General features: G+C 57.3%; 21 protein-coding genes and 1 tRNA gene (1 of these 22 only partly in view). 13 read left to right on the top strand and 9 right to left on the bottom strand.

What is annotated here, in order from left to right; all coding sequences use genetic code 11:
- Nucleotides 1–548 carry the 5' portion of a protein-methionine-sulfoxide reductase catalytic subunit MsrP gene (gene msrP, locus ACP15L_RS19580; RefSeq protein ID WP_425085466.1) on the bottom strand. It extends 355 nt beyond the left edge of the window, so 548 of the gene's 903 nt are visible here — the first part of the coding sequence; it begins with the start codon at nucleotides 546–548; its stop codon lies beyond the left edge, outside the window.
- Nucleotides 549–746: 198 nt separating this feature from the next.
- Between msrP and ACP15L_RS19575 the strand changes: the two genes are divergently transcribed.
- The 3 genes from ACP15L_RS19575 (at nucleotide 747) to ACP15L_RS19565 (ending at nucleotide 3,510) form a co-directional block, all read left to right on the top strand.
- Nucleotides 747–1,706, top strand: coding sequence for a hypothetical protein (locus ACP15L_RS19575; RefSeq protein ID WP_425085465.1), 960 nt, complete (start codon nucleotides 747–749; stop codon nucleotides 1,704–1,706).
- A 128-nt stretch (nucleotides 1,707–1,834) separates the two neighbouring features.
- Nucleotides 1,835–2,650: a cyclase family protein gene (locus ACP15L_RS19570; protein ID WP_170380122.1), complete on the top strand. Its 816-nt coding sequence runs from the start codon at nucleotides 1,835–1,837 to the stop codon at nucleotides 2,648–2,650.
- A 101-nt stretch (nucleotides 2,651–2,751) separates the two neighbouring features.
- Nucleotides 2,752–3,510, top strand: a complete 759-nt coding sequence (locus ACP15L_RS19565) for a class I SAM-dependent methyltransferase (RefSeq protein ID WP_425085464.1) — start codon at nucleotides 2,752–2,754, stop codon at nucleotides 3,508–3,510.
- A gap of 145 nt (nucleotides 3,511–3,655) precedes the next feature.
- Here the strand turns inward: ACP15L_RS19565 and clpB are convergent, their stop codons facing one another.
- Nucleotides 3,656–6,274, bottom strand: a complete 2,619-nt coding sequence (gene clpB / locus ACP15L_RS19560) for an ATP-dependent chaperone ClpB (RefSeq protein WP_425085463.1) — start codon at nucleotides 6,272–6,274, stop codon at nucleotides 3,656–3,658.
- 192 nt (nucleotides 6,275–6,466) lie between these two features.
- Here clpB and ACP15L_RS19555 point away from each other — a divergent pair, with 192 nt between their 5' ends.
- Nucleotides 6,467–7,051: an isopropylmalate isomerase gene (locus ACP15L_RS19555; RefSeq protein WP_425085462.1), complete on the top strand. Its 585-nt coding sequence runs from the start codon at nucleotides 6,467–6,469 to the stop codon at nucleotides 7,049–7,051.
- Here ACP15L_RS19555 and ACP15L_RS19550 read toward each other — a convergent pair.
- Nucleotides 7,021–7,338, bottom strand: coding sequence for a hypothetical protein (locus ACP15L_RS19550; protein ID WP_425085461.1), 318 nt, complete (start codon nucleotides 7,336–7,338; stop codon nucleotides 7,021–7,023). The genes ACP15L_RS19555 and ACP15L_RS19550 overlap by 31 nt on opposite strands.
- Before the next feature lie 139 nt (nucleotides 7,339–7,477).
- Here ACP15L_RS19550 and pyrF point away from each other — a divergent pair, with 139 nt between their 5' ends.
- Together pyrF and ACP15L_RS19540 are read left to right on the top strand one after the other, a co-directional pair.
- On the top strand, nucleotides 7,478–8,182 hold the full coding sequence (gene pyrF, locus ACP15L_RS19545; RefSeq protein WP_425085460.1) for an orotidine-5'-phosphate decarboxylase: 705 nt from the start codon (nucleotides 7,478–7,480) through the stop codon (nucleotides 8,180–8,182).
- Nucleotides 8,183–8,570: 388 nt separating this feature from the next.
- Nucleotides 8,571–9,824, top strand: coding sequence for a DNA polymerase IV (locus ACP15L_RS19540; RefSeq protein WP_425085459.1), 1,254 nt, complete (start codon nucleotides 8,571–8,573; stop codon nucleotides 9,822–9,824).
- A 3-nt stretch (nucleotides 9,825–9,827) separates the two neighbouring features.
- Here the strand turns inward: ACP15L_RS19540 and ACP15L_RS19535 are convergent, their stop codons facing one another.
- Nucleotides 9,828–10,688: an N-formylglutamate amidohydrolase gene (locus ACP15L_RS19535; RefSeq protein WP_425085458.1), complete on the bottom strand. Its 861-nt coding sequence runs from the start codon at nucleotides 10,686–10,688 to the stop codon at nucleotides 9,828–9,830.
- A gap of 147 nt (nucleotides 10,689–10,835) precedes the next feature.
- Between ACP15L_RS19535 and ACP15L_RS19530 the strand changes: the two genes are divergently transcribed.
- From ACP15L_RS19530 to ACP15L_RS19510, 5 genes are all read left to right on the top strand, one after another.
- Nucleotides 10,836–10,910, top strand: a tRNA-Val gene (locus tag ACP15L_RS19530).
- A gap of 91 nt (nucleotides 10,911–11,001) precedes the next feature.
- Nucleotides 11,002–11,127, top strand: coding sequence for a type B 50S ribosomal protein L36 (ykgO, locus tag ACP15L_RS19525; RefSeq protein WP_008755722.1), 126 nt, complete (start codon nucleotides 11,002–11,004; stop codon nucleotides 11,125–11,127).
- Between the two features lie 202 nt (nucleotides 11,128–11,329).
- Nucleotides 11,330–12,346 (top strand): Fe(3+) ABC transporter substrate-binding protein, encoded by a 1,017-nt coding sequence (locus ACP15L_RS19520; protein WP_425085457.1) that lies wholly within the window; start codon nucleotides 11,330–11,332, stop codon nucleotides 12,344–12,346.
- 119 nt (nucleotides 12,347–12,465) lie between these two features.
- Nucleotides 12,466–13,020, top strand: coding sequence for a helix-turn-helix domain-containing protein (locus ACP15L_RS19515; RefSeq protein WP_425085456.1), 555 nt, complete (start codon nucleotides 12,466–12,468; stop codon nucleotides 13,018–13,020).
- The gene (locus ACP15L_RS19510; RefSeq protein WP_425085455.1) at nucleotides 13,017–13,568 is read left to right on the top strand and encodes an N-acetyltransferase family protein; all 552 of its coding nucleotides are present in this window, start codon (nucleotides 13,017–13,019) and stop codon (nucleotides 13,566–13,568) included. The genes ACP15L_RS19515 and ACP15L_RS19510 overlap by 4 nt, the downstream gene beginning before the upstream one ends.
- A gap of 144 nt (nucleotides 13,569–13,712) precedes the next feature.
- Here ACP15L_RS19510 and ACP15L_RS19505 read toward each other — a convergent pair whose 3' ends face one another.
- From ACP15L_RS19505 to ACP15L_RS19495, 3 genes are all read right to left on the bottom strand, one after another.
- Nucleotides 13,713–14,369: a twin-arginine translocation pathway signal gene (locus ACP15L_RS19505; RefSeq protein ID WP_425085454.1), complete on the bottom strand. Its 657-nt coding sequence runs from the start codon at nucleotides 14,367–14,369 to the stop codon at nucleotides 13,713–13,715.
- Nucleotides 14,370–14,535: 166 nt separating this feature from the next.
- A complete protein-coding gene (locus ACP15L_RS19500; RefSeq protein ID WP_425085453.1) occupies nucleotides 14,536–15,396 on the bottom strand; it encodes a tyrosine-protein phosphatase in 861 nt (286 codons plus the stop codon).
- A 67-nt stretch (nucleotides 15,397–15,463) separates the two neighbouring features.
- Complete coding sequence (locus ACP15L_RS19495) at nucleotides 15,464–17,122, bottom strand: sulfatase-like hydrolase/transferase (protein WP_425085452.1); 1,659 nt, start codon at nucleotides 17,120–17,122, stop codon at nucleotides 15,464–15,466.
- 342 nt (nucleotides 17,123–17,464) lie between these two features.
- Here ACP15L_RS19495 and ACP15L_RS19490 point away from each other — a divergent pair, with 342 nt between their 5' ends.
- Nucleotides 17,465–18,358, top strand: coding sequence for a helix-turn-helix domain-containing protein (locus ACP15L_RS19490; RefSeq protein ID WP_425085451.1), 894 nt, complete (start codon nucleotides 17,465–17,467; stop codon nucleotides 18,356–18,358).
- 21 nt (nucleotides 18,359–18,379) lie between these two features.
- On the opposite strand, the gene ACP15L_RS19485 is transcribed toward ACP15L_RS19490, so the two are convergent.
- Complete coding sequence (locus ACP15L_RS19485; RefSeq protein ID WP_425085450.1) at nucleotides 18,380–19,150, bottom strand: hypothetical protein; 771 nt, start codon at nucleotides 19,148–19,150, stop codon at nucleotides 18,380–18,382.
- A gap of 74 nt (nucleotides 19,151–19,224) precedes the next feature.
- A complete protein-coding gene (locus ACP15L_RS19480; RefSeq protein WP_170380108.1) occupies nucleotides 19,225–19,740 on the bottom strand; it encodes a DUF805 domain-containing protein in 516 nt (171 codons plus the stop codon).
- A 393-nt stretch (nucleotides 19,741–20,133) separates the two neighbouring features.
- On the opposite strand from ACP15L_RS19480, the gene ACP15L_RS19475 reads away from it, so the two are divergent.
- Complete coding sequence (locus ACP15L_RS19475; RefSeq protein WP_170550033.1) at nucleotides 20,134–20,433, top strand: hypothetical protein; 300 nt, start codon at nucleotides 20,134–20,136, stop codon at nucleotides 20,431–20,433.
- The last annotated feature ends 45 nt before the right edge of the window (nucleotides 20,434–20,478 follow it).

Genomic DNA, 20,478 nt, shown 5'->3' with positions numbered 1-20,478 from the left:
TGCATCGCCTCATCCAAACGCAGACCCTCGCGGTAGGGCCATTCCAGAATCGGGAAGCGCGTACCGGGCATCTCATCCGGACGGTAGGCGGTTTCAAAGGCCACGTATTTCGCGCCCTCCTGCACACCCGCCATATTCAACAGGTCGGCCAGTTCGAACCCGTTCCACGGAATCACCATCGACCAGGCCTCGACACAGCGGAAGCGGTAGATGCGTTCTTCGACTGTCATCTCGGACATGATGTCCTTGAAGTCATAGGTGCCGGGGCGATCCACCAGACCGTCGATCTGAATGCTCCAAGGTTCGGTCACGAGGGTATGGGCATATTTGGCTGGGTCGTCCTTTCCAGTGCCGAATTCATAGAAATTGTTGTAGCTGGTGATCTCTTCCCAGGTGTTCGGCTCCAGCGCCTCTTGCGCCGTAGTGGGGCGGGCCATCGCAGTCAGCCCGACACCTGCCAGCCCGGCCAAAACCTGCCGCCGGTTCAGAAACGCCGCCCTTGGGGTGACGTCGGCAAGTGTCAAAGTGTTGGTCCAGCGATGCGCCATTTGGGTCTCCGTAATGAATCCGCCTCAGAGTGAGGTAGTCCGCTGATAACACAGAGCCAAGGAAACAGGCGTCACGATTGAGCGAACAGACTGTAACGCAACTGCGTCAGCCCGCGACTAATGCGTTTTGGGCGGCTGGTTCTAACAGTCTCAATTAGGTATGCGGGAATCATCCAATAGTTGATCAGAGTTGATCCCGTGCTCGTATTTCAGGCCTTTCCTTTTTCGCTGTCCGTTTTGTGGCGCTATATCATTGTCTTTCCCGTCCTGCTGGTCGCGCTTATCGTCTACGGGTTGATAGGCGGGATACTGAGCGCGCTGATCGGGCTGCTCATTCCGGGACTGTCGGTTTTGATTTCGTTTTTTGTAGGCGCATCCTCAGGCGTCATCCCGATGTTGGTCGGCAGCCGTTTGGGCCTGCAAGCCTGCGAGGTTTCTCCGAGTAACAGTTACCGCAAGTTTGTCTTTCCGGCGGTTATCTACGGCGCCGTCGAAGCCATTGGGATCAGTGTGGCCGCCGCGCTAATCGCCGCGCTCTCCATCGGTGCCGTCAGCGTAGGGGGCGGCGTTCCCGAGGACCCGGCCGCGTTCTTCGCGACCCTGTCGCCCGTGCATATCATGATGTTCTCGGGTGTTGTGATCCTGCTCTTTGCAGCGATCTGCGCGCTAAGGGCCGGGTTTCTGGTGCCAATTGCGGCGGCATCGATCGGGCGGGACCCCAATGGCCGCCCTTATACCCCATTCAACCATTTCGGTGCTTTCTTTCTGCAGCTTTTCGCCGTGGTGGCGATCAGCTTTGTCGGTGCTATCTTATTCTTTGCTCTGTTTATCGTTGGACTTACCGCAATCTACGGTCCGAGCACACTGGTCAACGACGTTCAATTGATCGGCGAGATGACGGCCGGGACAGCCCCGTTTTCCGTCACTGCGCCGATGATCGCAACTGTCGTGGCCTATATCCTCCTTGCCAGCTGGGCCTTCAGCTATCAATGCGCAGGCGGGGTTCTGGCTTATCTGCGTCTAAGCGGTGGTGCCGTGCGCAAGGCTCCAAGCACTGAGACACTGATTCAACCCGCACCGCAGCCCACGACCAGCTCAGGCCCAAAAATGAGTTCGGAAGAGCTGCGTGCCCTGCGCAAAAGCCGCGAGTTCCGCTAGGACGCCCCGTACGCCACAACAGACAGCACCCTTTACACGAGAGGGGTCAGCGCGGCACTCTACTTGACAGGTGGTACGGTCCGCGACACCGGTCGCCCGACCCTGCCACCCATCAGGGAGGATACCGTATGTGTGATATTTGCGTAATGAATGCCGTCAAAGACAAGATGCTGTCCCGTCGGAGCTTCTTCAAAGCCGCCGCAGCCACTGGCGTGGCAGCCGCCGCAACAGGCGCGAGTGCTCCGGCGGCCTTGGCCGCAGGGCATGGCGGGGTCGAGGACATGACCCACACCCTCAGCCCCGAGTTTCCGACATGGGGAGGAGAACCCGGCGTCTCCGCCGAACAGGCGTTCAACTTTGCGGATCACGGGTTCAACCTGTTCAACTTGTCGATCAACGAACATACTGGCACCCATATCGATGCGCCCCTGCATTTCTCGGCCGACGGAACCTCAGTCGATGAGATTCCAGTGACAGATCTGGTTGCGCCGCTCTGCGTCGTGGATATCGCCGCCCGCGCCGCCGAAGATGCCGATACTCGCGTGACGCCCGATGATCTCAAGGCGTGGATCGCGGCGAACGGAGACATCCCCGACGGCGCCTGTGTCGCCATGCATTCCGGCTGGGGTGGAAAAACGGCGACCGACGAGTTTCGCAATTTCGACGGAGAAGCTCAGCACTATCCCGGCTTCCACGTCGAGGCCGCCCAGATGCTGATGGAGGAAACCGGCGCGCGATCCTTGGCGGTCGACACGCTGTCGCTGGATCACGGCATGTCCGCCGATTTCGCCACCCACTACGCCTGGCTGCCCACCGGCCGGTTCGGGATCGAGTGTCTGGCCAATCTCGACCGCGTCCCAGCCGCCGGGGCCACCCTGGTGATAGGAGCGCCCAAACACAAAGGCGGTACCGGAGGCCCCGCCCGGATTTTCGCGTTGATCTAGAGGTATCTAAACGCAGAGACTTGTTTACGTTCTCTTGTAAGCCGGGTGGATCTGCATCATCGTCCAAAATCCACCCGGTTCCTTGAGAAGACGCAAAACCAATGATCACAAGTCAACAAATGATGGATGCAACGGCCCTGCCCCCCGTGGCCGAACTCTGCTTTGATGCTTTTTCCGAACAGGATCTTGTGAACCTGATCATGCAAAGATCCAGGATTATTTTCGACCAACCTCGCTCTGGTAGAATAACCAAGGCATGGAGCGCCGGAAACGCTGACCCCGCTCTATCGCTGGTCGAAAAACACGGTATCGAGCTGGCCAAGCGAGCCGCTGCTGTCATTTATCTTGAATACCTGCAGATCCGAAACACGATTCAGGGCCTGAATCCACGATCTGTCGCCGACATCGGGTGCGGCTACGCCATGTTTGATCTGTTTTTGTGGAAAGATCGCCAATGCAGCCTGAATCTCATTGATCTGGAAACCTCTGAGGAAAGGCATTTCGGATATCAGGAAAAGGGAGCAGCTTATTCGAGCTTGTCTGTCGCTCATTCTTTTTTGACACAAAATGGCGTCGAAAGTAGCGACATAACTTGCTTGAATCCCAGAACAGACGATCTGGGCGAAGTTGGACCGATCGACCTTGCCATGAGTTTTATCTCCTGCGGCTTTCACTATCCGGTAAAAACCTACGAGACGTTCTTCAAGACCGCCGTCAAACCGGACGGTGCCATAATTCTTGACCTGAGACCGCGTCAATCAAGAGAGGGCAGGCGGATCCTCAAAGAACTTGGATCAGTTTCTAGCCTTATTGACATTGAAACAGGTGGTACGGATCGGGTGCTGGTCAGAAAACAGTAGCAGATTGCCAATCTTTTGCTCATCTGCGTGACTATGAGTAGATCCGCGAACCTTTTGTTTTACAGTCCAGATTGAACGGTTTGGAACTCAACACCTTAAAGTGGCGACCCGCCGCGTTTGGCAGGTCGCCTTTCACTCAACGTGTTTAATGCACCACGGCATCATCCGGGCGGGGCCGGTCAGAGGTGCCCAGCCGGTCGCCGATGATCAGGCCCTCAGCGCCAGCGGTGACGGGGACGGTCTCGCCATCCTTGATCTCACCAGCCAGCAGCGCCTCGGCCAGAGGATTCTGCAACGCGCGCTGGATCACGCGCTTGAGCGGGCGCGCACCGAAGACCGGGTCATAGCCTTCATCGGCAAGCCACTGTTTTGCGCCCTCGTCCAGAACCAGCTCGATCTTGCGAGTGGCCAGACGTTTTTGCAGACGCGCCATCTGGATATCGACGATGCCATCCATATCGGCCCGCTTGAGCCTGTCAAAGATGATCGTCTCGTCCAGTCGGTTTAGGAATTCGGGCCGGAAATGTGCCCGGACCGCATCCATCACATCGCGCCGCGCCTGCGCGCTGTCGGCCCCTTCGGGCAATTGGCTCAGCGCCTGAGAGCCGAGGTTCGACGTCAGGATGATCAGCGTCTGCTTGAAGTCCACGGTGCGACCCTGACCATCAGTCAGCACGCCATCATCCAGAACCTGCAACAGCACGTTGAACACATCCGGGTGCGCTTTTTCGACCTCATCAAACAGCACAACCTGGTAAGGCCTGCGCCGCACGGCTTCGGTCAGCACTCCGCCTTCGTCATAACCGACATAGCCCGGAGGGGCACCGATCAGACGGGCAACCGCGTGTTTCTCCATGAACTCGGACATATCGATGCGAACCATCGCGTTGTCGTCGTCGAAAAGGAAATTCGCTACGGCTTTGGTCAGTTCAGTTTTACCCACACCAGTCGGCCCGAGAAACAGGAACGAGCCCAGCGGGCGGTTCTCATCGTTCAGGCCCGCGCGCGCGCGGCGCACGGCGTTGGCAACGGCGGTCACGGCAGCATCCTGACCAATCACGCGGGAATGTAGATCGTCTTCCATCCGCAGCAGCTTCTCGCGCTCCCCTTCCAGCATCTTGGCAGTCGGGATACCAGTCCAGCGTTCGACCACGGATGCGATCTGTTCCGGGCGCACCGTTTCCTCGGCCATCATGGCGTTGCTTTCGGCGTTTTCGGCCTCGGTCAGCTTTTTCTCAAGCTCGGGGATGATGCCGTAGGACAGCTCACCTGCCTTTGCCAGATTGCCTTCGCGTTTGGCGATTTCCAGATCAGCGCGCGCCTTGTCGAGCTGTTCTTTCAGATCACGCGCACCCGCGAGCTTGTCACGTTCGGCCTGCCACTGGGCGGTCATCTCAGCCGATTGCTCCTGCAGATCGGCCAGATCCTTTTGCAGGGTTTCCAGACGATCCTTCGAGGCCGCGTCGTCTTCCAGTTTAAGCGCCTCTTCCTCGATCTGCATCTGCAGGATCTGGCGATCCAGCTGATCTAGTTCTTCCGGCTTGGAGTCCACCTCCATCCGCAACCGCGACGCCGCCTCATCAACGAGGTCAATGGCCTTGTCGGGTAGGAACCGGTCGGTGATATAGCGATGCGACAAGGTCGCCGCCGACACCAATGCGGAATCCGAGATCCGCACGCCGTGGTGCAGCTCGTACTTTTCCTTGATGCCACGCAGGATGCTGATCGTGTCCTCGACGGTCGGTTCGGTGACCATCACGGGCTGGAACCGGCGCGCAAGGGCCGCGTCTTTTTCCACGTACTTGCGATACTCATCCAACGTGGTCGCGCCGATACAATGCAGCTCACCCCGAGCAAGCGCAGGCTTGATCAGGTTGGCTGCATCCATCGCGCCATCGGATTTACCGGCGCCAACCAGTGTGTGCATCTCATCGATGAACAGGATGATCTCACCCGCTGCCTCGGTGACCTCGGTCAGCACCGCCTTGAGGCGTTCCTCGAACTCACCACGGTATTTTGCGCCAGCGATCAGCGCGCCCATGTCGAGCGCAAGCAGTTTCTTGTCCTTCAGCGATTCTGGCACGTCACCGTTGATGATGCGCAGGGCCATGCCCTCGGCGATCGCGGTTTTACCAACGCCGGGTTCCCCGATCAGAACCGGGTTGTTCTTGGTCCGGCGCGACAGAACCTGCATCGAGCGGCGAATTTCCTCATCCCGCCCGATGATCGGATCGATCTTACCGTCGGCCGCGGCCTCGGTCAGATCGCGCGCATATTTCTTGAGCGCGTCATAACCCTCTTCCGCCGACGCGGTGTCCGCGGTGCGACCCTTACGGATATCATTGATGGCTTCGTTCAGTTTCTGAGCAGAAACGGCCCCGGCTTCCAAAGCGTCCTTGGCTTTGGATTTGACCATGCAGAGCGCCATCAGCACCCGTTCCACGGGCACAAAGCTATCGCCCGCCTTGGTGGCAATCTTCTCGGCCTCGTCCAAAAGCTTGGCGGTCTGGCCATCCATGTAAATCTGGCTCGCGTCACCGCTGACCTTCGGGATTTTCCCCATCGCGGCATCCAACGCCTCAACCACGCGGTTCGGCGCTCCGCCCGCGCGGGTGATCAGGTTGCTCGCCAGCCCCTGATCATCGTCCATCAACGCCTTAAGTATATGTGTAGGCTCCAGCCTCTGGTGCCCCTCGCGCATCGCAATGGTCTGCGCGGCCTGCACGAATCCCCGTGCCCGCTCGGTGAACTTGTTCAAGTCCATAACATTCTCCTTCTCTCAAGCGCCCCGTTTTGATGCGCCCGCTTGGCGGCACGCGTCGATTGAGGCCTCACATTCAATTTGGGTAATGTCGGCGTGTATTCAAGATTGTCTTGGCAGAATAACATGATGCATGCTGGGAACCTGAATGATCTCGGTCAATTGCGAAAAAAACCGTCTTAGGAGCGCGCCTCTATGATCTCAGCCACCGCGCTACGCAGCTGCATTGCAGAACAATGGTCGCCCACCATTGGCGACCCAAGCGTGATCGGTTGGCTCACGGTTGCCGCATACGGTTTCGCCGCACTGCTATGCCTACGCGCAAGGCGAAATTCCCACGTCCGGTGGTTCTGGCTGATCCTCGCGCTGCTGTTGTTTGCTTTGATGATCAACAAACAACTGGATCTGCAATCCGCGCTTACGGCCAGCGCCCGCTGTCTGTCGCAGATGCAAGGCTGGTACGAGGATCGCAAGTCTGTCCAGATCGGCTTTATCATTGTGGTCGTGTTCAGCGGCTTCTGGATCTCGCTTGTCAGCCTCTGGTTCCTTCGTAAACACTTGCGAGAGGTCGGCATCGCCCTGATCGGCTTTGTCACTCTGATCTGCTTTGTGATGATCCGCGCTGCCGGGTTTCACAACTTCGATGCGTTTTTGGGCGCCGAGATCATGTCGATCCGAATGAACTGGCTTTTGGAACTGTCCGGAATCGCCCTAATTGCGGCGAATGCAGCATGGGTGGGCAGACGCCGTCAGCCGCGCGGAATGGAGTATACCGAATAGCCGCCGGTTTGCGCCACCGGCTCTAACGTATATGTCTCGACCAAGGATTGCTCGGCGCTGCTGCCGGTCGGGCACGAGACAAGATCGGCGGTGTGATCCAGAAATTCGACGGTAAAGGCGCTCTCACCTGTAAGCTGGCACCAATCATCCTCGGAACGGTAGCCCCGGACCAGAGGCAGGTTTTCATTGGTCGGCGCTGGCGCCGCGCCTGTGTCGGATGTGCCTGAGGCGGGTTCGTCGCAGGCGCCCATCATCAGCACCACTCCCAGCAAGGCAAGCTTTCTCATGTTCTGTCCCTTCATGTGACCTATTGATCGATTTGAGCCACTGTAACACAGATCATCCTCTTTCGATTGGACGGACCTGCATGGACAGTTGCGCCCGAACCCGCTAGGAGGCAGACGTTTGCCAGCAAGGAGACCCAACATGTCCGATGACCGCCTGATCGTAGCCCTTGACGTCCCGAACGCTCTGCAAGGTTTGGCGATGGCCGAACGGTTGGGTGATGCGGTGTCGTTCTACAAGATCGGGCTGGGAATGCTGACGGGCGGTGGTCTGGCCTTGGCCAATGAGCTGAAACAGGACCATGGCAAGCGCATCTTTTTGGACATGAAGCTGTTCGACATCGGCAACACGGTAGAAAACGCGGTGCGTGGTCTGGCGCAGTTCGATCTTGATTTCCTGACCGTTCATGGCGACCCGCATGTGGTGCGCGCGGCGAAAGAAGGCGCATCCGGCAAGGACCTGAAGATCCTTGCAGTGACTATCCTGACCTCGCTCAACCGTGATGATTTGGATGCCAGCCTGTTGAAGGCAGGCGATGTGCAGGATCTGGTGGTTGAGCGCGCGGCCAAAGCGCTGGAGGCCGGAGCCGACGGTGTGATCGCCAGCCCGCAAGAGGCCGCGCTGATCCGCGCCCTGCCCCAGGCCGAGGGCCGCTTGATCGTGACACCGGGCGTGCGCCCTGCCGGGGCTGCTCTGGGCGATCAAAAACGCGTCGCAACGCCGGCCAGTGCGATCGGAGATGGGGCGGATCATATTGTTGTCGGGCGTCCGATCTATCAGGCGGAGGACCCGAAAGCCGCAGCCGAGGCCGTTCTGGCCGAGTTAAAAACATTGACACGGCACTGATCGCGGACGGGGCTTGAACGCCTCAGATCCCCGAAACGGCAGTGATATCTTTACCTTAGGTCAACAAGGGTGATATTCCCCTGGTTTCCCCCTGTGCCCGAAAACACACAAACCCGGCACAAGTTTTAGGGAATAACGCGGCCACCTATCTAAATATAGCGTTTTGAGCGAATCTGGGGCGGAGTTACTCCCCAACGAACTACCTCTTCCTGTGGTTCGTTACCTTCCCCCCGCCCCAAGCGGGGGGTTTTCTTGACAGTGCGACTCTCAGCTCAAACCACTAGATTTCTGAAGACTGTCCAAGCCTCTGTTGCGTTCACACGAAAGCCGATAGACACTATAGCTTCGAACACCCAGAGCCACCCTTTTCGGGTCGCGAAAAGTAGCCATGCCCACGATCTGCCGCGAATGCCTGACCAGTTTCCCGGACGCGCCGCGCTGCCCGTCCTGCGGTAGCCCGCGGCTGAAATCGCACCCCGAGCTGTTTGACCTGTCGATTGCGCATATGGATTGCGACGCGTTCTATGCCTCGGTTGAAAAGCGCGACAATCCTGAATTGGCGGAAAAGGCAGTGATTGTAGGGGGCGGGAAACGCGGGGTCGTTTCAACCGCTTGCTACGTGGCTCGCATCCGGGGCGTGCGCTCGGCAATGCCGATGTTTAAGGCGCTGCAACTGTGTCCGGACGCCGTGGTGATCAAACCGCGCATGTCGGTCTACGCCGAGGTATCCCGTCAGATCCGTGCGATGATGGATGAGCTGACGCCCAAGGTCGAACCCCTGTCGCTGGATGAGGCTTTCCTCGATCTGTCCGGCACCGAACGTCTGCATGGCGCGCCGCCTGCGGTGATGCTGGCGCGTTTGGTCAAGCGCATGAAGGATGAATTGGGGCTGACTGGTTCCATCGGGTTGAGCCACAACAAGTTTCTGGCCAAGGTCGCCTCGGACCTGGACAAGCCGCGTGGGTTTTCCGTGATCGGGAAGGCGGAGACGGCTGACTTCCTGCACGACAAACCCGTAAGGCTGATCTGGGGCATCGGCCCGGCAGCGCAGGAGTCGTTGGAGCGCGCCGGGATCCGTACCTTCTCGGACCTGCTGCGCTGGGATCAGGAGGCGCTGACCACGCGGTTCGGATCGATGGGGTATCGCCTGTGGCATCTGGCACGCGGTCAGGACAAGCGCCGGGTATCGGCCCATGAACCGATGAAGTCGATCAGCAACGAAACCACGTTTTTCGAAGACACCTCCAACCTCGAGATTCTGGATGGGCATCTGTGGCGCATGGCGCTGAAGGTCTCGGACCGGGCCAAGGCCAAGGATCTGGCGGGTCGGGTGGTGACGCTGAAGCTGAAAAAGGCCAATCACAAGATCATCACGCGCCGTGTTTCGCTACGCGATGCGACCCAGATCGCGGACCGCATCTACAGAACCGCGCGCGGGTTGTTCGATCAGGTCGGCGATCAGGGCCCCTATCGTCTGTTGGGATGCGGGTTGTCCGATCTATGCCCGGCAGAGCAGGCGGATATCTCGGGCGACTTGCTGGACCCGAACGCGACACGCAGGTCTCAGGCCGAGCGCGCTACGGATGAGATTCGCAAACGGTTCGGAAGTGATGCAATCGTGAAAGGCCGCGCGCTGCGGTAACGCCTATTCCGCCGCTAGCCGCTGCGGTTCGGAACCGATCTCGGCAATCTCGGCGATCACTTGCTGCAGTATCTTGGAGAACGCCATGAAATTGGCATTGGGCGAGATCGTATCTTCGTTCATGTAGATCGAGCGGTCGATCTCAACCTGAATCGCGTGTTGTTGACGACCGGGGCGGCCGTAGGTTTGGGTCACATAAGCCCCAGCAAAGGGCGCATTCCGCGCGACGACCAATCCGGCCGTGGAAAAGGCAGCCTCAATTCGGTCCACGATCTCGGTTGATGCCGATGCACCGAAACGATCGCCCAGCACGATCTCGGGGCGTGTGTTCCGCGCGGTGCTGGCCATGGCCACCGCCTCATGCGGCATCGAATGGCAATCGACCAGAATCGCCTGCCCGAATTTCGCATGTGACTCCGCCAACAAAGCCTTGAGGCGGCTGTGATAGGGGCGCCAATAGGTGTCGATGCGTAGGCGCGCCTCATCCATGGTGAGTTTGCCACTATAAATCGCCCGCCCATTTGCCACCACGCGGGGAATCACCCCCAGCCCCGAGGCCACGCGAGGATTGTGCCCTTGCCTCTTCGCACCCTGAATTAAGGCCGGGTCCAGCTCATCCGCGCTGCGATTAAGGTCCAGATAAGCCCGTGGCATCGCCGCCTTGATCAACGGCGCCCCAAAATCCGAGGCCGAGGCAAAGAGCTGATCTACAAAGGCATCTTCCGAGGATCGAATCACATCAGACCCCAAAACCGAGCGCTTCAGAAACGCCTCTGGATAGTCACGGCCACTATGCGGCGATGAAAAAACAACGCATGAACTGCGGTTTTCGGGCATATCCAGAAAATAGGAAGGGTTCTTCATGGTCTCTCCGTGTTCAGGATTAACATAGACTGGAAAATAGTTCTTCCAAACCCCTTGAACCCCTCTGCGACTCCTTTTATAGACCCCGCTACCGGCGCGGGTATCCGCGCCCCATTTCGTTATGGGGCAGGACACGCAAAGGGACGTGGGCGGTTAGCTCAGCGGTAGAGCACTTCGTTGACATCGAAGGGGTCACAAGTTCGATCCTTGTACCGCCCACCATCTATTCACTGCTTCGGCTTGCCGGGGCACCCGACAAACCCAGGCGCTGGCCACGTCTTTGATGAAGGCGCCGCAGATTGGAGACAGACCCATGAAGGTCAAGAACTCGCTCCGCTCGCTCAAGAACCGGCACCGTGATTGCCGTATTGTGCGTCGCAAAGGCCGCGTCTACGTGATCAACAAGACGCAGCGCAAGTTCAAAGCTCGCCAGGGCTAAGAACTGCACATATCTCTTCGAAAAAACCGCGCCTTTGGGTGCGGTTTTTTTGTGCCTGTTGGCTTCGTTCAGCGTCGCCACCCAAAGCGCCTGAGATTTCGCACAATTTTTGTCGGGTTTTACTTGCAAACCAAATCCAATCCGTTAATTGAGTGTTTAACTCGGGTTTACCCCGGTGGAATACTCAATGTTGGGAGCAATCATGTTTAAATCCACGACCTGTATCGCGGCTGGCCTTGCAGCCATGGTCGCCACGTCTGCAGCAGCAGAAGGCGAGCTGAACATCTATTCGTCGCGCCACTACGACACCGACGAGCGCCTTTATTCGGATTTCGAGGATGCAACCGGCATCACCATAAACCGAATCGAAGGTAAGGCAGACGAGCTGATCGCGCGTATGGAAGCCGAGGGCGTGAACTCCCCTGCGGATATTCTGCTGACCGTCGACACCTCGCGGCTTGAGCGCGCTAAGAACGCGGGTGTGCTGCAGACAATTGACAGCGCCGTGTTGGAAGAGCGTATCCCGTCGAACCTTCAGGACAGCGACAACCAGTGGTTCGGTTTCTCGCAGCGGGCGCGTATCATTTTCTACAACAAGGACGCGGTCGCTGAGCCGCCGCAAACCTACGCTGATCTGGCAGACCCCAAATACAAGGGCCAGCTGTGCATCCGCTCCAGCACCAATGTCTACAACCAGACCCTGCTGGCCTCGATCATCGAAAACGCCGGATCCGAAGCCGCCAAAACCTGGGCCGAGGGCGTAGTGGCCAACATGGCGCGCGACCCGCAAGGCGGTGATACCGACCAGCTGCGCGGCGTCGTTTCTGGTGAGTGTGACCTTGCCGTGTCCAACACCTACTACTTTGCCCGTGCGATCCGGAAAGACGTCGATGGCGTCTCGGCCGAGCGTGACGTGATCGGCTGGGTGTTCCCGGATCAGGACGGCAATGGCGCGCATGTGAACCTGTCGGGTGGCGGTGTTGCAGCAAATGCGCCCCATAAGGACAACGCCATCAAGTTCCTGGAGTACCTGGCGAGCGATCAGGCGCAGCAGTATTTCTCGGCCGGCAACGACGAATACCCAACGGTTAAGGGCGTCGCCGTTTCCGAGTCCGTGGCCGAACTGGGCGATTTCAAAGCAGACGATGTTGATCTGTCTGCCGTCGCCAAGAACCTGCCCGAAGCGCAAAAAACCTTCAACGAGGTTGGCTGGAAGTAAGACACCTACACACTTAGGAAGTATAAAGGGCGCGGTGAATTCCGCGCCCGTTTTCTTTTGCAATATTATATTTTGAGGTTATTATTCTCACATACGGAAACTATTCTCACAATTGATCAATGCTAGATTCCCTCTCAAGCCGCCTTGCCATCCGCCTGAAGGAGCTGCGCCAAAGCCGCGGCTGGTCATTGGATCAGCTGGCGGACAACAGCGGCGTCAGCCGGGCAACCTTGTCGCGCATGGAAAAGGCTGGGGTCAGCCCGACGGCAGAAACACTCGGCCGTCTTTGCGCCGCCTACGGTTTGCCCATGTCGCGTTTGCTGATGATGGTGGAGGACAGTTTCGACCCCAAGGTCCCGTTTGAACGGCAACCCGAATGGAGCGATCCAGAAACGGGGTTCACGCGCCGATCCGTCTCGCCCCCTTCCACCGGGTTGAGCGGTGAGGTGCTGGAATGCCACCTGCCGCCGGATACGGTGGTTCGGTACGAAACGCCTCCGAAACCGGGGCAGGAACACCACCTGATCGTTCTGGATGGAAGCCTGACGCTCACCGTGGACGGCACGGCGCATGCGCTCGGTGGAGGTGACTGCCTGCGATACCATCTGTCCGGCCCGACACAATTTGAAACCGGCGCCAGCCGAGGCGCGCGCTACATGCTGGTGCTGATATGATCACACGACTGACCGATGCCACCTTCGACGCGGCACTGAATGACCTGACCGACATCCTGCATGGTTGCGTACATGCGGGTGCGAGTATCGGGTTCATCTTGCCGTTCCACCACGCAGACGCCCAGCGCTATTGGGAGACTCGCGTTCGCCCTGAATTGCGCGCAGGGGCGTTGGACCTGTTTGTTGCAGAAAGCGGAGGACGTATCCGTGGGACGGTACAGTTGATTCCGGCCTCCATGCCCAATCAACCGCACCGCGCCGATGTCGCCAAACTTTTGGTCCATCCAGACGCCCGACGCCAAGGCCTTGGGCGCAGTTTGATGAACACGCTCTTTGCCCGCTCATCTGAGCTGGGCAGAACAATGCTGGTTCTCGATACACGCAGCACCGACCCATCGCGAATTCTCTACCAAGGCCTTGGCTTTCAAACAGCAGGAGAGATTCCGAACTACTGCCGAAATCCATTCGAACCCGCGCTAGAGCCGACAACCTTCATGTTCAAGGACCTTGCCCAGGCGCCGAAGCCACAGACCGGAGTCGCACTGTAAGGTGATCTGTCCGGGTCGTCGGGTTTTCGGACGGAAAGCAGGCGACTCTCGCGACGGATCAAACGGGACTATTTGAACAGAGGCCATGGGTGCCTCGTATCAAGAAGCGCGCGCCCCATGCATGTGACGCATTCCCCCAGCAATTTACTTTTCGATCTTGGTGATCTTTGTACCCTGAAGACCGGCGCCTGCCATAAGCCCTTCTTGCCCAAAGATGATTGGCACGATGTCGCCCTGCAGATCGTTTGTTCCCATCGAGGCCGACCAGCCTTCATCACCGCCAACGAGCGTGGGGCCACTGCCGACCTCCCACCCATCGTTGTTCTGCATATAGGCAAGGGCGTCAGAATTGAGGAAAAACAGCGCGTAAGAGAAATGCTGAATGCCAGCCTGAAAACCATAGGACGCACCGGCAATATTGTAGTACCCGGTCGTGACGCCGTTTTCACGCATCGCACCTTCTCCAAACTGACCCCCAACCATCAGGCCGCCTTTGGTGATCCTGGGAAAAACCAAAACAGCGACTGCTTTGTTGGACAAATCCGCCGCCTCAAGGGAACTCGCGAGAAGTTGCGCCAGTGCTGCATCTACACTGGCGTCGATCTCGGACGCAGTTGCACCGTCCGCTGCATGCAGTACGGTCTCGCCTGCCGATTCAGCGACATCACCAACCTTTTTGGCCGCATCAGAAACCCCTTCTGTCACTTTGTCCAAAAAGTTCTGTGCGTTGGCAGCTGAGCTGTTTGAAAAGTGGAAAAAACCCACCATCGCGATGAAAGCCAAAGGCATAAAGCGCAGCATTTCTTCCTCCTCTCGGTTTTGTTTTTTTCAGAATCGTACCTGAGACCCTTGGCGGTGAAAACCCGTTGGCTGGTATGTGGTACGAACGCTTGCTTCGCACCGCTTTGGTGTCCGAAACCGCCAGCCTTCGGACGATTGTTTTCGCAAGTGAATTTTCCCGGCCAGCCTAGTTGAGATACCGGTTGCGGAGGGTTTCAAAATCCGCGTCCGTCAGCCCGAGGCCCTCACGCAAGTAATCGTCCACCGAGCCGTAGGTTGCCTCAACGCTCTTGTAGAATTCATCAAGATAGGCCTCTCGCACCCCCAGCGATGGCCAGACTGCTTCCGGCGTCATATTTGTCCCTTCGGCCGCATTGACTTCGGCCGCGATCTGTTGGGCCTTGTTGTCCGCGTCCTTGAGCGTATTGCTCATCATGAAATCCGATTGGATCTCGTCTTTGGAAACACCAAGCGCTGTCAGCACAAGCGCGGTCGCGACACCGGTACGATCTTTGCCGCCCGAACAATGATACAGAACCGCCTCACCCTCGGGTTGGTCCAGCAAAACGTCGAAAAGATCGCGATACTCGTCAGTGTAGTCAGTTGCGATATAGCCAAAGGCCCCTAAGAACAAACCATCTGTTTCTGCTTCGGTTGCCGTGCCCGCCTTGATGCTGGCACGCATATCATCAATCATCTGGCTTTCATTCTCCATCACTGGGAAGTGGTGTCGCGCGGGACCCTGCCCTTCGGGCCATTGCGCGGGATGCGCCGTTGCCTCTGACGTTGTTCGCAAATCAACGATTGCGCTGACACCCATGTCGTCCAGGCGCTGCATGCTGTTTGCGCTGATCTGGTCGATCTCACCGGATCTGATGAGCTGCTCTGCCCGTACGGTGCGACCGTCTTCGGTTGTAAGGCCACCCAGGTCGCGCGTATTCAAAACCCCCTCTAGCGGGATGGCGCGATCTTCGGCCGCGAGAACAGGATGAAAGGTACCGGCGACAAACAGCAGGGTCGCAGCACCGATAGATCTGAATAGTCTCATGTCTCTCTCCATTGCTGTATCGAGCGGGACTGTGATCGCCGCGCCCCGAAGGGCGCGCCGTTGTAGGCTATTCTTGCCAGCTCATGAACACCTCGCGGGCCTCTTGGCTTTCAGGCCGCAGGTTCTCGATGCCGCCATATGGGATATCTTTGCCGATCTCGGAGTTCGGATATTTGGCGATCATTTTCTGATGGCGCTTGATCATATCTTGAAAAGAGGCACCGGCCCAAAGAGAGTATCCAACCAGCGGGTGTTCTTCGCGGGGGTCGCGATAGACGTTATAGGTCGGCGCTGCAGCTCCGGGGGCACCCGGCGCGGGCAGATGCATCTTGAACTCCTGCTTAACGACCGAACGCAGAACCGGCCCCTCATAGACATACACGTAGTCGCGGCGGCCATTGCCCTCACCCTCAAGAAGCAGGGCGGTCTGGTCGATCCCGTCAATCACTCGGTCGCGCGGGATGAAATCCGTTGCACCTGCGATGCGGGCCATCGTCGTGTAGATATCCGAGACGTGAAAGATGTCACCGGCAGCACTGTCGGCTTCAATCACTCCGGGCCAGCGGATGAAGGCATCGGTGCGGACCCCGCCCTCAAGATGCTGGGTCTTGCCGCCGCGATAGATCAACTGGTTCAGGCCCGAGGTCCCCTCGTAGTGATACATCAACCCGTTGTCCGCCATGATCATGACGATGGTGTTGTCGGCCTCGCCGGTCTCATCCAGTTTGGCCAGCACCTCTCCGATCCAGCCGTCGAGCAGTTGCAGCTTGTCGGCATGGAAGCCGCCGTTCCGCGACAGCGCCTGATCCGGGTAGGCGAAGTTCAGCGGGTAAAGCGGCCAGTATTGCAGAAAAAACGGCTCATCCTGCGCGGCGACTTGTTCAATCTGCTCCAATGCCTGCGCCTGATAGCGTTCGTTCATCTGTTCGTACTTGGCCTGCGTCCATTCTTCGCCCGCTTCCATGTCAACTTCGCGCGCGGTGCCGCCTGCCTGTGCCTCGACACCGGTGACCAGACCATAGGGCTTGAACCGTTCATCCAGCAGAAACTGGTTGTTCTGCCCCGAGGAGTGATATCCCAGCATGTTGTTGGCCTCCATGGCCTCGCGGGTCATCAGGCTGAGTTGAACCTGCTGGTGCAGCGGAAACACCGCGTAATCAAAGCCCTGATTGTGCGGATAGGCTTCTTCGATATCACCCTGATGCCACTTCCCCACATGCGAGGTGTTGTACCCGGCCTGTTTAAGAATCTCCGGCAGGGTAACCTCGCTCGCGGGCAGTCCCTCGCCGACAAGTGCGACCTTAACTTCCTCTACACCGGCCCGGATCGGGTGCCGACCGGTCAGCATGGCCGTGCGTGTTGGCGTGCAGGAGGGCTCCGTATACATGCGCATCAGCGACATGCCTTCACTGGCGAAGTCGTTGATATTGGGGGTCTCGATCCCCATCACATAGTTCATCTTGCGCTCGCCCATCTGGCCGAAGCTGATGTCGTCGATAAGAATATACAGAAAGTTCGGAGGCTTGCCGTCATTGGCCTCGCGGATCTCGGCCAACCTGGCCTCAATCTCAGCATCCTGCGCGTCCCATTGATCCTCGAACTGGGCCCGCAGGAATTCGAACTCACCATCATGAACGATCGCCTCTTGCTGCGCGCTTGCAGGCATGACGCCCAGCATGGCAAACAAACAGGCTGCAACACTGGTCTTACCTAAGGCTTTAGTCACTCTCGGACCTCCATTTGACACTCGTAGATTCCAACGCCTGAACGATCAGTTCGTGGCATTTTGCGGAAAGGGATTGATTTGATCGTTTTGCCAGCTCTGAAAGCTGGCAATGTTCTGAAGGCGTCAGGAAAGTCACCACCCGTTCGGATCGGGCATCCCCCTTCGGTAGCCGAGGGCGGCCCATTATCGTATCGCTTGAAGACTCCGGCTTCACTTGACATTCCACCTATCGAATTCGTTACATTACCGGTAAACTGTCAGGATCTGGGGGTGGACCACATCAAGAATTCGCCAAATATGCGAAACGCTGCGCCGTCCGGTTGGGGCGGAGCGTCACCGGCGATGGCCCTATCTCTTGATCATCCAAACAGAATCGGAGAGCTCACGCCCTGGGAGATCGACTTTCGGCAGCTCGATCCCGGGCGATTGTCCACGGCGATAACCGTGCGTTCAGGTCAGGCTGTCTCCGCCCTCAACATCGCGATGAACCAGCGCGTCCACCAGCGTGGTGTTTCGCCGGACGGATGGAAGACTTTTGGCATTCCCACGCGCGGTGCCATCGAAAAGTGGCAGGCCAAAGACGTCACGGACAGCGCCTTTCTGGTCTTCGGTGATCGGGATGGCTTTGATGGCATCACGACCGCAGGGTTTTCAGGAAGCGTTGTTTCGTTTGCAACCGAAAGGCTGGAAAAGCTGGCCGAAACCTGCGGGTTTTACATCGAGGGCAACGAACCGGAAGCCCGCAAATTGGGCACCAATGCGGGGTTGGCCAGCATGGCGCGACTGCAGGGGGCTGTCGTCCGGTTGCTGAACGACGCAACTGCCAACTGGTCTCAGGACACTGAAGAGGCGCTGATGCTTGAGGCCCTCAAGATCTTGACCGATACGAGCGCGTATTTTGACAAAAGCCAAGCCGAAACCAGGCGGCGCGCCCTGAGCCGCGCAATTGATCTGATGCTTGCCAATCTGGAGGACCCGATCTCGATCGAGGAAATCTGCAGGGAGTGCGCGGCCTCGTGGCGCACATTGGACCGCACCTTCAAGGAACAGTTCGGCCTTGGCCCGAAGTCGTATTACATGCGGCTCCGGCTGAATCGGGTTCGCGAGGACCTGCTGAACAGATCCTTCGATGGCTCAATAGCGGATGCTGCCAATCGCCGCGGGTTTTGGCATATGGGTCAGTTTGCGAAAGACTACCGACTGTTTTTTGGTGAGCTGCCTTCGGAAACAAAATAAGGTGCCCGCTGGAGGGTGGGATCAATTACATTGATCATACCTGTAGTCCCCGTATTCCAGCCAGTTTGCCGAGCCTTCGCTAAAAATCAGAAACTCGGATCTGTCTTCCCCAAGCAGGGCAACGACAAATCCGGCGGGTGGCTCATAGTTTCCGAAGTAACTGTAGGCCGTCATGGCTCTGATCGACTCGCCGTTGACCGTTACTCGCGCGTCCCATTCTCCCTCCGGGTTATCCAAAATTACGGGTTCGATGACTCGCTCTACCGCTCCGCCACCACAATAGACGATGCCTTCTGGGGGTTCGTAGGAGGCCCCCTGGCTCGCACCTGAATCGCAGACTGAACGAAGCGACCGAATTGCAGCACTGGAACCTTTCAAGTCAAAGATTCCGTAGCTGACATCTTGATCAATCATCGACAGATTAACTGAAGCATTGGCCGCAAGTTGGTCCAGTACAAAACCATAATCCTCCTGACTATTGAAATTGACCTCGACAGGATAATTGTCGACGATCTGCAAGGCAGCGTTTTCGGCGCCAACCTGAAATGCGCCAACTTCGGTGGTGCCGTTCTTCAAAAATCGAATGGAGAGCCCCTGCTTGTCCACAATATCCTGGCTGTCCTCATATCCAGCCGGAGCAAAGCGGATACGGTTACACTGAAGTTCAAGCGTCATGTTTCCGGTCTGAATAAAAGCATTGGGGTTAGGCCCGGAACTGAACGACCACTCCGCTGATGCTGTGGTCGCCATGGCCATCAGTAGCATTCCAATGGAAATCGTTTTGAAACTCATTTTCTCTCTCCATGGTGTTGTGGTTCGTATTGTCATTAAGCCAGAGTGTCCGGCCCGTTACCCGGGCAACAAGGTTAGGAAACAGGTGCGCCGTATTCGTTTGCGCCTTCTTGGGAAGGTCGCGTCAGCCACCAGATCATCAGGATGGACAGAACCAATTGAAGAATTGAGACAACAACAATGCCGGTCACGCCCAGGACGGCCGCAGGTCCTCGCAATGCATCGGGGTTTTCGGTCCCTTGCTCCAATACCGAAAAGAACGCCACCCCACCCAACATAACAAAAAGCGTTGTAATGCTGAGCGCCATCGGCAGCAGCAAGTACCAGCCAGGTCGTCCTGTATCATGCAGCCTTCTCCAACCGGCGGCCAGCATTGGTATGAGAACCGCCAGTTGGAAAACAGAGGACAGAACCCGTGATCCCTGCCCTGTTTCGGGGTTGGTCCCGAATAAGATGGTGTCCAGCACAGCCAAAGCAGCACTCACGAGAACCACAAACAAGAAGAACCACCAGTATTCTGAGCGTATAGCCCGACCGGAGAACTGGAAGTAATTAGAGAAACACGTTTTAACGGCTTCACCAAATCCCATTTTTCAATCCTTTCTTAATTTCTGTGCGGCCTCAGAACGCCTCGCGGACCCAAAAGCACGCCTTCGCCCTTCTGGGTTTTTCCGCCCTCCATTTTTGTTTGAACGCTAAAAACCTATCTTTCAAAAAGGTAGCGAAATTTACGCGCGGAAAAAATGTTGATTTATGAAAAATAAGATTCAAACATGCGAATTCGACTAAGCTTTATTTGACCCCCGTTGTTATCGGCCCCGGCAATCAACTCAATATCGTTCTCCCGACCAATCCGTTGGCGACAAATCTTTGGGATAGGTAAGCACCGGATCGAGCTGTGCTCAATTGGCTGAATAGAAGCGGGCGCTTCAAAAAGGAGTGTCCAAATTCATTAAGTTCGAAGGACCCTGATGGAGAAGAAAATGACCAAAAAGACAGTGATGATTGCAGGCACAACTTTGTTTGCATTGCTTGCGGCATGTGACGAAACGAGTACGTCGGGCGCATCTGCCGAACCCACACCCGCTCAGCAGGCGTGTTTGCGAGATGTGGCCAAAACAACGAACAATTCGCAAGTCGTTGTTCTCTCGTCCGCGTTTAGCGAAGCTGGAACACAAGTCACTGTCGGTGTTGGTGAGGATCGCGCTCCTTGGAATTGTATTGCTTACACGGATGGTGCGACAGCTGGTATCGAGTTCCTGGGCGACGAAGGCGCGCTGTAATCTGGTCGCTGTGTATCTCGAAAGCACCAGTCGTGATCAAATTTG

The organism is Ruegeria profundi (genome assembly GCF_049800715.1).
In the GTDB taxonomy this organism is placed as follows: domain Bacteria; phylum Pseudomonadota; class Alphaproteobacteria; order Rhodobacterales; family Rhodobacteraceae; genus Ruegeria; species Ruegeria profundi_A.
The sequence above is the reverse complement of the archived record's forward strand: the minus strand, read 5'-3'. Positions and strand labels throughout refer to the sequence as shown.

What these genes read in the sequence shown, in the direction of transcription:
- ACP15L_RS19475 (WP_170550033.1), top strand. Translation starts at nt 20,134, where the DNA reads ATGACCAAAAAGACAGTGATGATTGCAGGCACAACTTTGTTTGCATTG.
- ykgO (WP_008755722.1), top strand. Translation starts at nt 11,002, where the DNA reads ATGAAGGTCAAGAACTCGCTCCGCTCGCTCAAGAACCGGCACCGTGAT.
- ACP15L_RS19490 (WP_425085451.1), top strand. Translation starts at nt 17,465, where the DNA reads ATGGCCCTATCTCTTGATCATCCAAACAGAATCGGAGAGCTCACGCCC.
- ACP15L_RS19535 (WP_425085458.1), bottom strand. Translation starts at nt 10,688, where the DNA reads ATGAAGAACCCTTCCTATTTTCTGGATATGCCCGAAAACCGCAGTTCA.
- ACP15L_RS19510 (WP_425085455.1), top strand. Translation starts at nt 13,017, where the DNA reads ATGATCACACGACTGACCGATGCCACCTTCGACGCGGCACTGAATGAC.
- ACP15L_RS19570 (WP_170380122.1), top strand. Translation starts at nt 1,835, where the DNA reads ATGTGTGATATTTGCGTAATGAATGCCGTCAAAGACAAGATGCTGTCC.
- ACP15L_RS19540 (WP_425085459.1), top strand. Translation starts at nt 8,571, where the DNA reads ATGCCCACGATCTGCCGCGAATGCCTGACCAGTTTCCCGGACGCGCCG.
- ACP15L_RS19550 (WP_425085461.1), bottom strand. Translation starts at nt 7,338, where the DNA reads ATGAGAAAGCTTGCCTTGCTGGGAGTGGTGCTGATGATGGGCGCCTGC.
- ACP15L_RS19480 (WP_170380108.1), bottom strand. Translation starts at nt 19,740, where the DNA reads ATGGGATTTGGTGAAGCCGTTAAAACGTGTTTCTCTAATTACTTCCAG.
- clpB (WP_425085463.1), bottom strand. Translation starts at nt 6,274, where the DNA reads ATGGACTTGAACAAGTTCACCGAGCGGGCACGGGGATTCGTGCAGGCC.
- pyrF (WP_425085460.1), top strand. Translation starts at nt 7,478, where the DNA reads ATGTCCGATGACCGCCTGATCGTAGCCCTTGACGTCCCGAACGCTCTG.
- ACP15L_RS19500 (WP_425085453.1), bottom strand. Translation starts at nt 15,396, where the DNA reads ATGAGACTATTCAGATCTATCGGTGCTGCGACCCTGCTGTTTGTCGCC.
- ACP15L_RS19505 (WP_425085454.1), bottom strand. Translation starts at nt 14,369, where the DNA reads ATGCTGCGCTTTATGCCTTTGGCTTTCATCGCGATGGTGGGTTTTTTC.
- ACP15L_RS19555 (WP_425085462.1), top strand. Translation starts at nt 6,467, where the DNA reads ATGATCTCAGCCACCGCGCTACGCAGCTGCATTGCAGAACAATGGTCG.
- ACP15L_RS19520 (WP_425085457.1), top strand. Translation starts at nt 11,330, where the DNA reads ATGTTTAAATCCACGACCTGTATCGCGGCTGGCCTTGCAGCCATGGTC.
- ACP15L_RS19565 (WP_425085464.1), top strand. Translation starts at nt 2,752, where the DNA reads ATGATCACAAGTCAACAAATGATGGATGCAACGGCCCTGCCCCCCGTG.
- ACP15L_RS19485 (WP_425085450.1), bottom strand. Translation starts at nt 19,150, where the DNA reads ATGAGTTTCAAAACGATTTCCATTGGAATGCTACTGATGGCCATGGCG.
- ACP15L_RS19515 (WP_425085456.1), top strand. Translation starts at nt 12,466, where the DNA reads ATGCTAGATTCCCTCTCAAGCCGCCTTGCCATCCGCCTGAAGGAGCTG.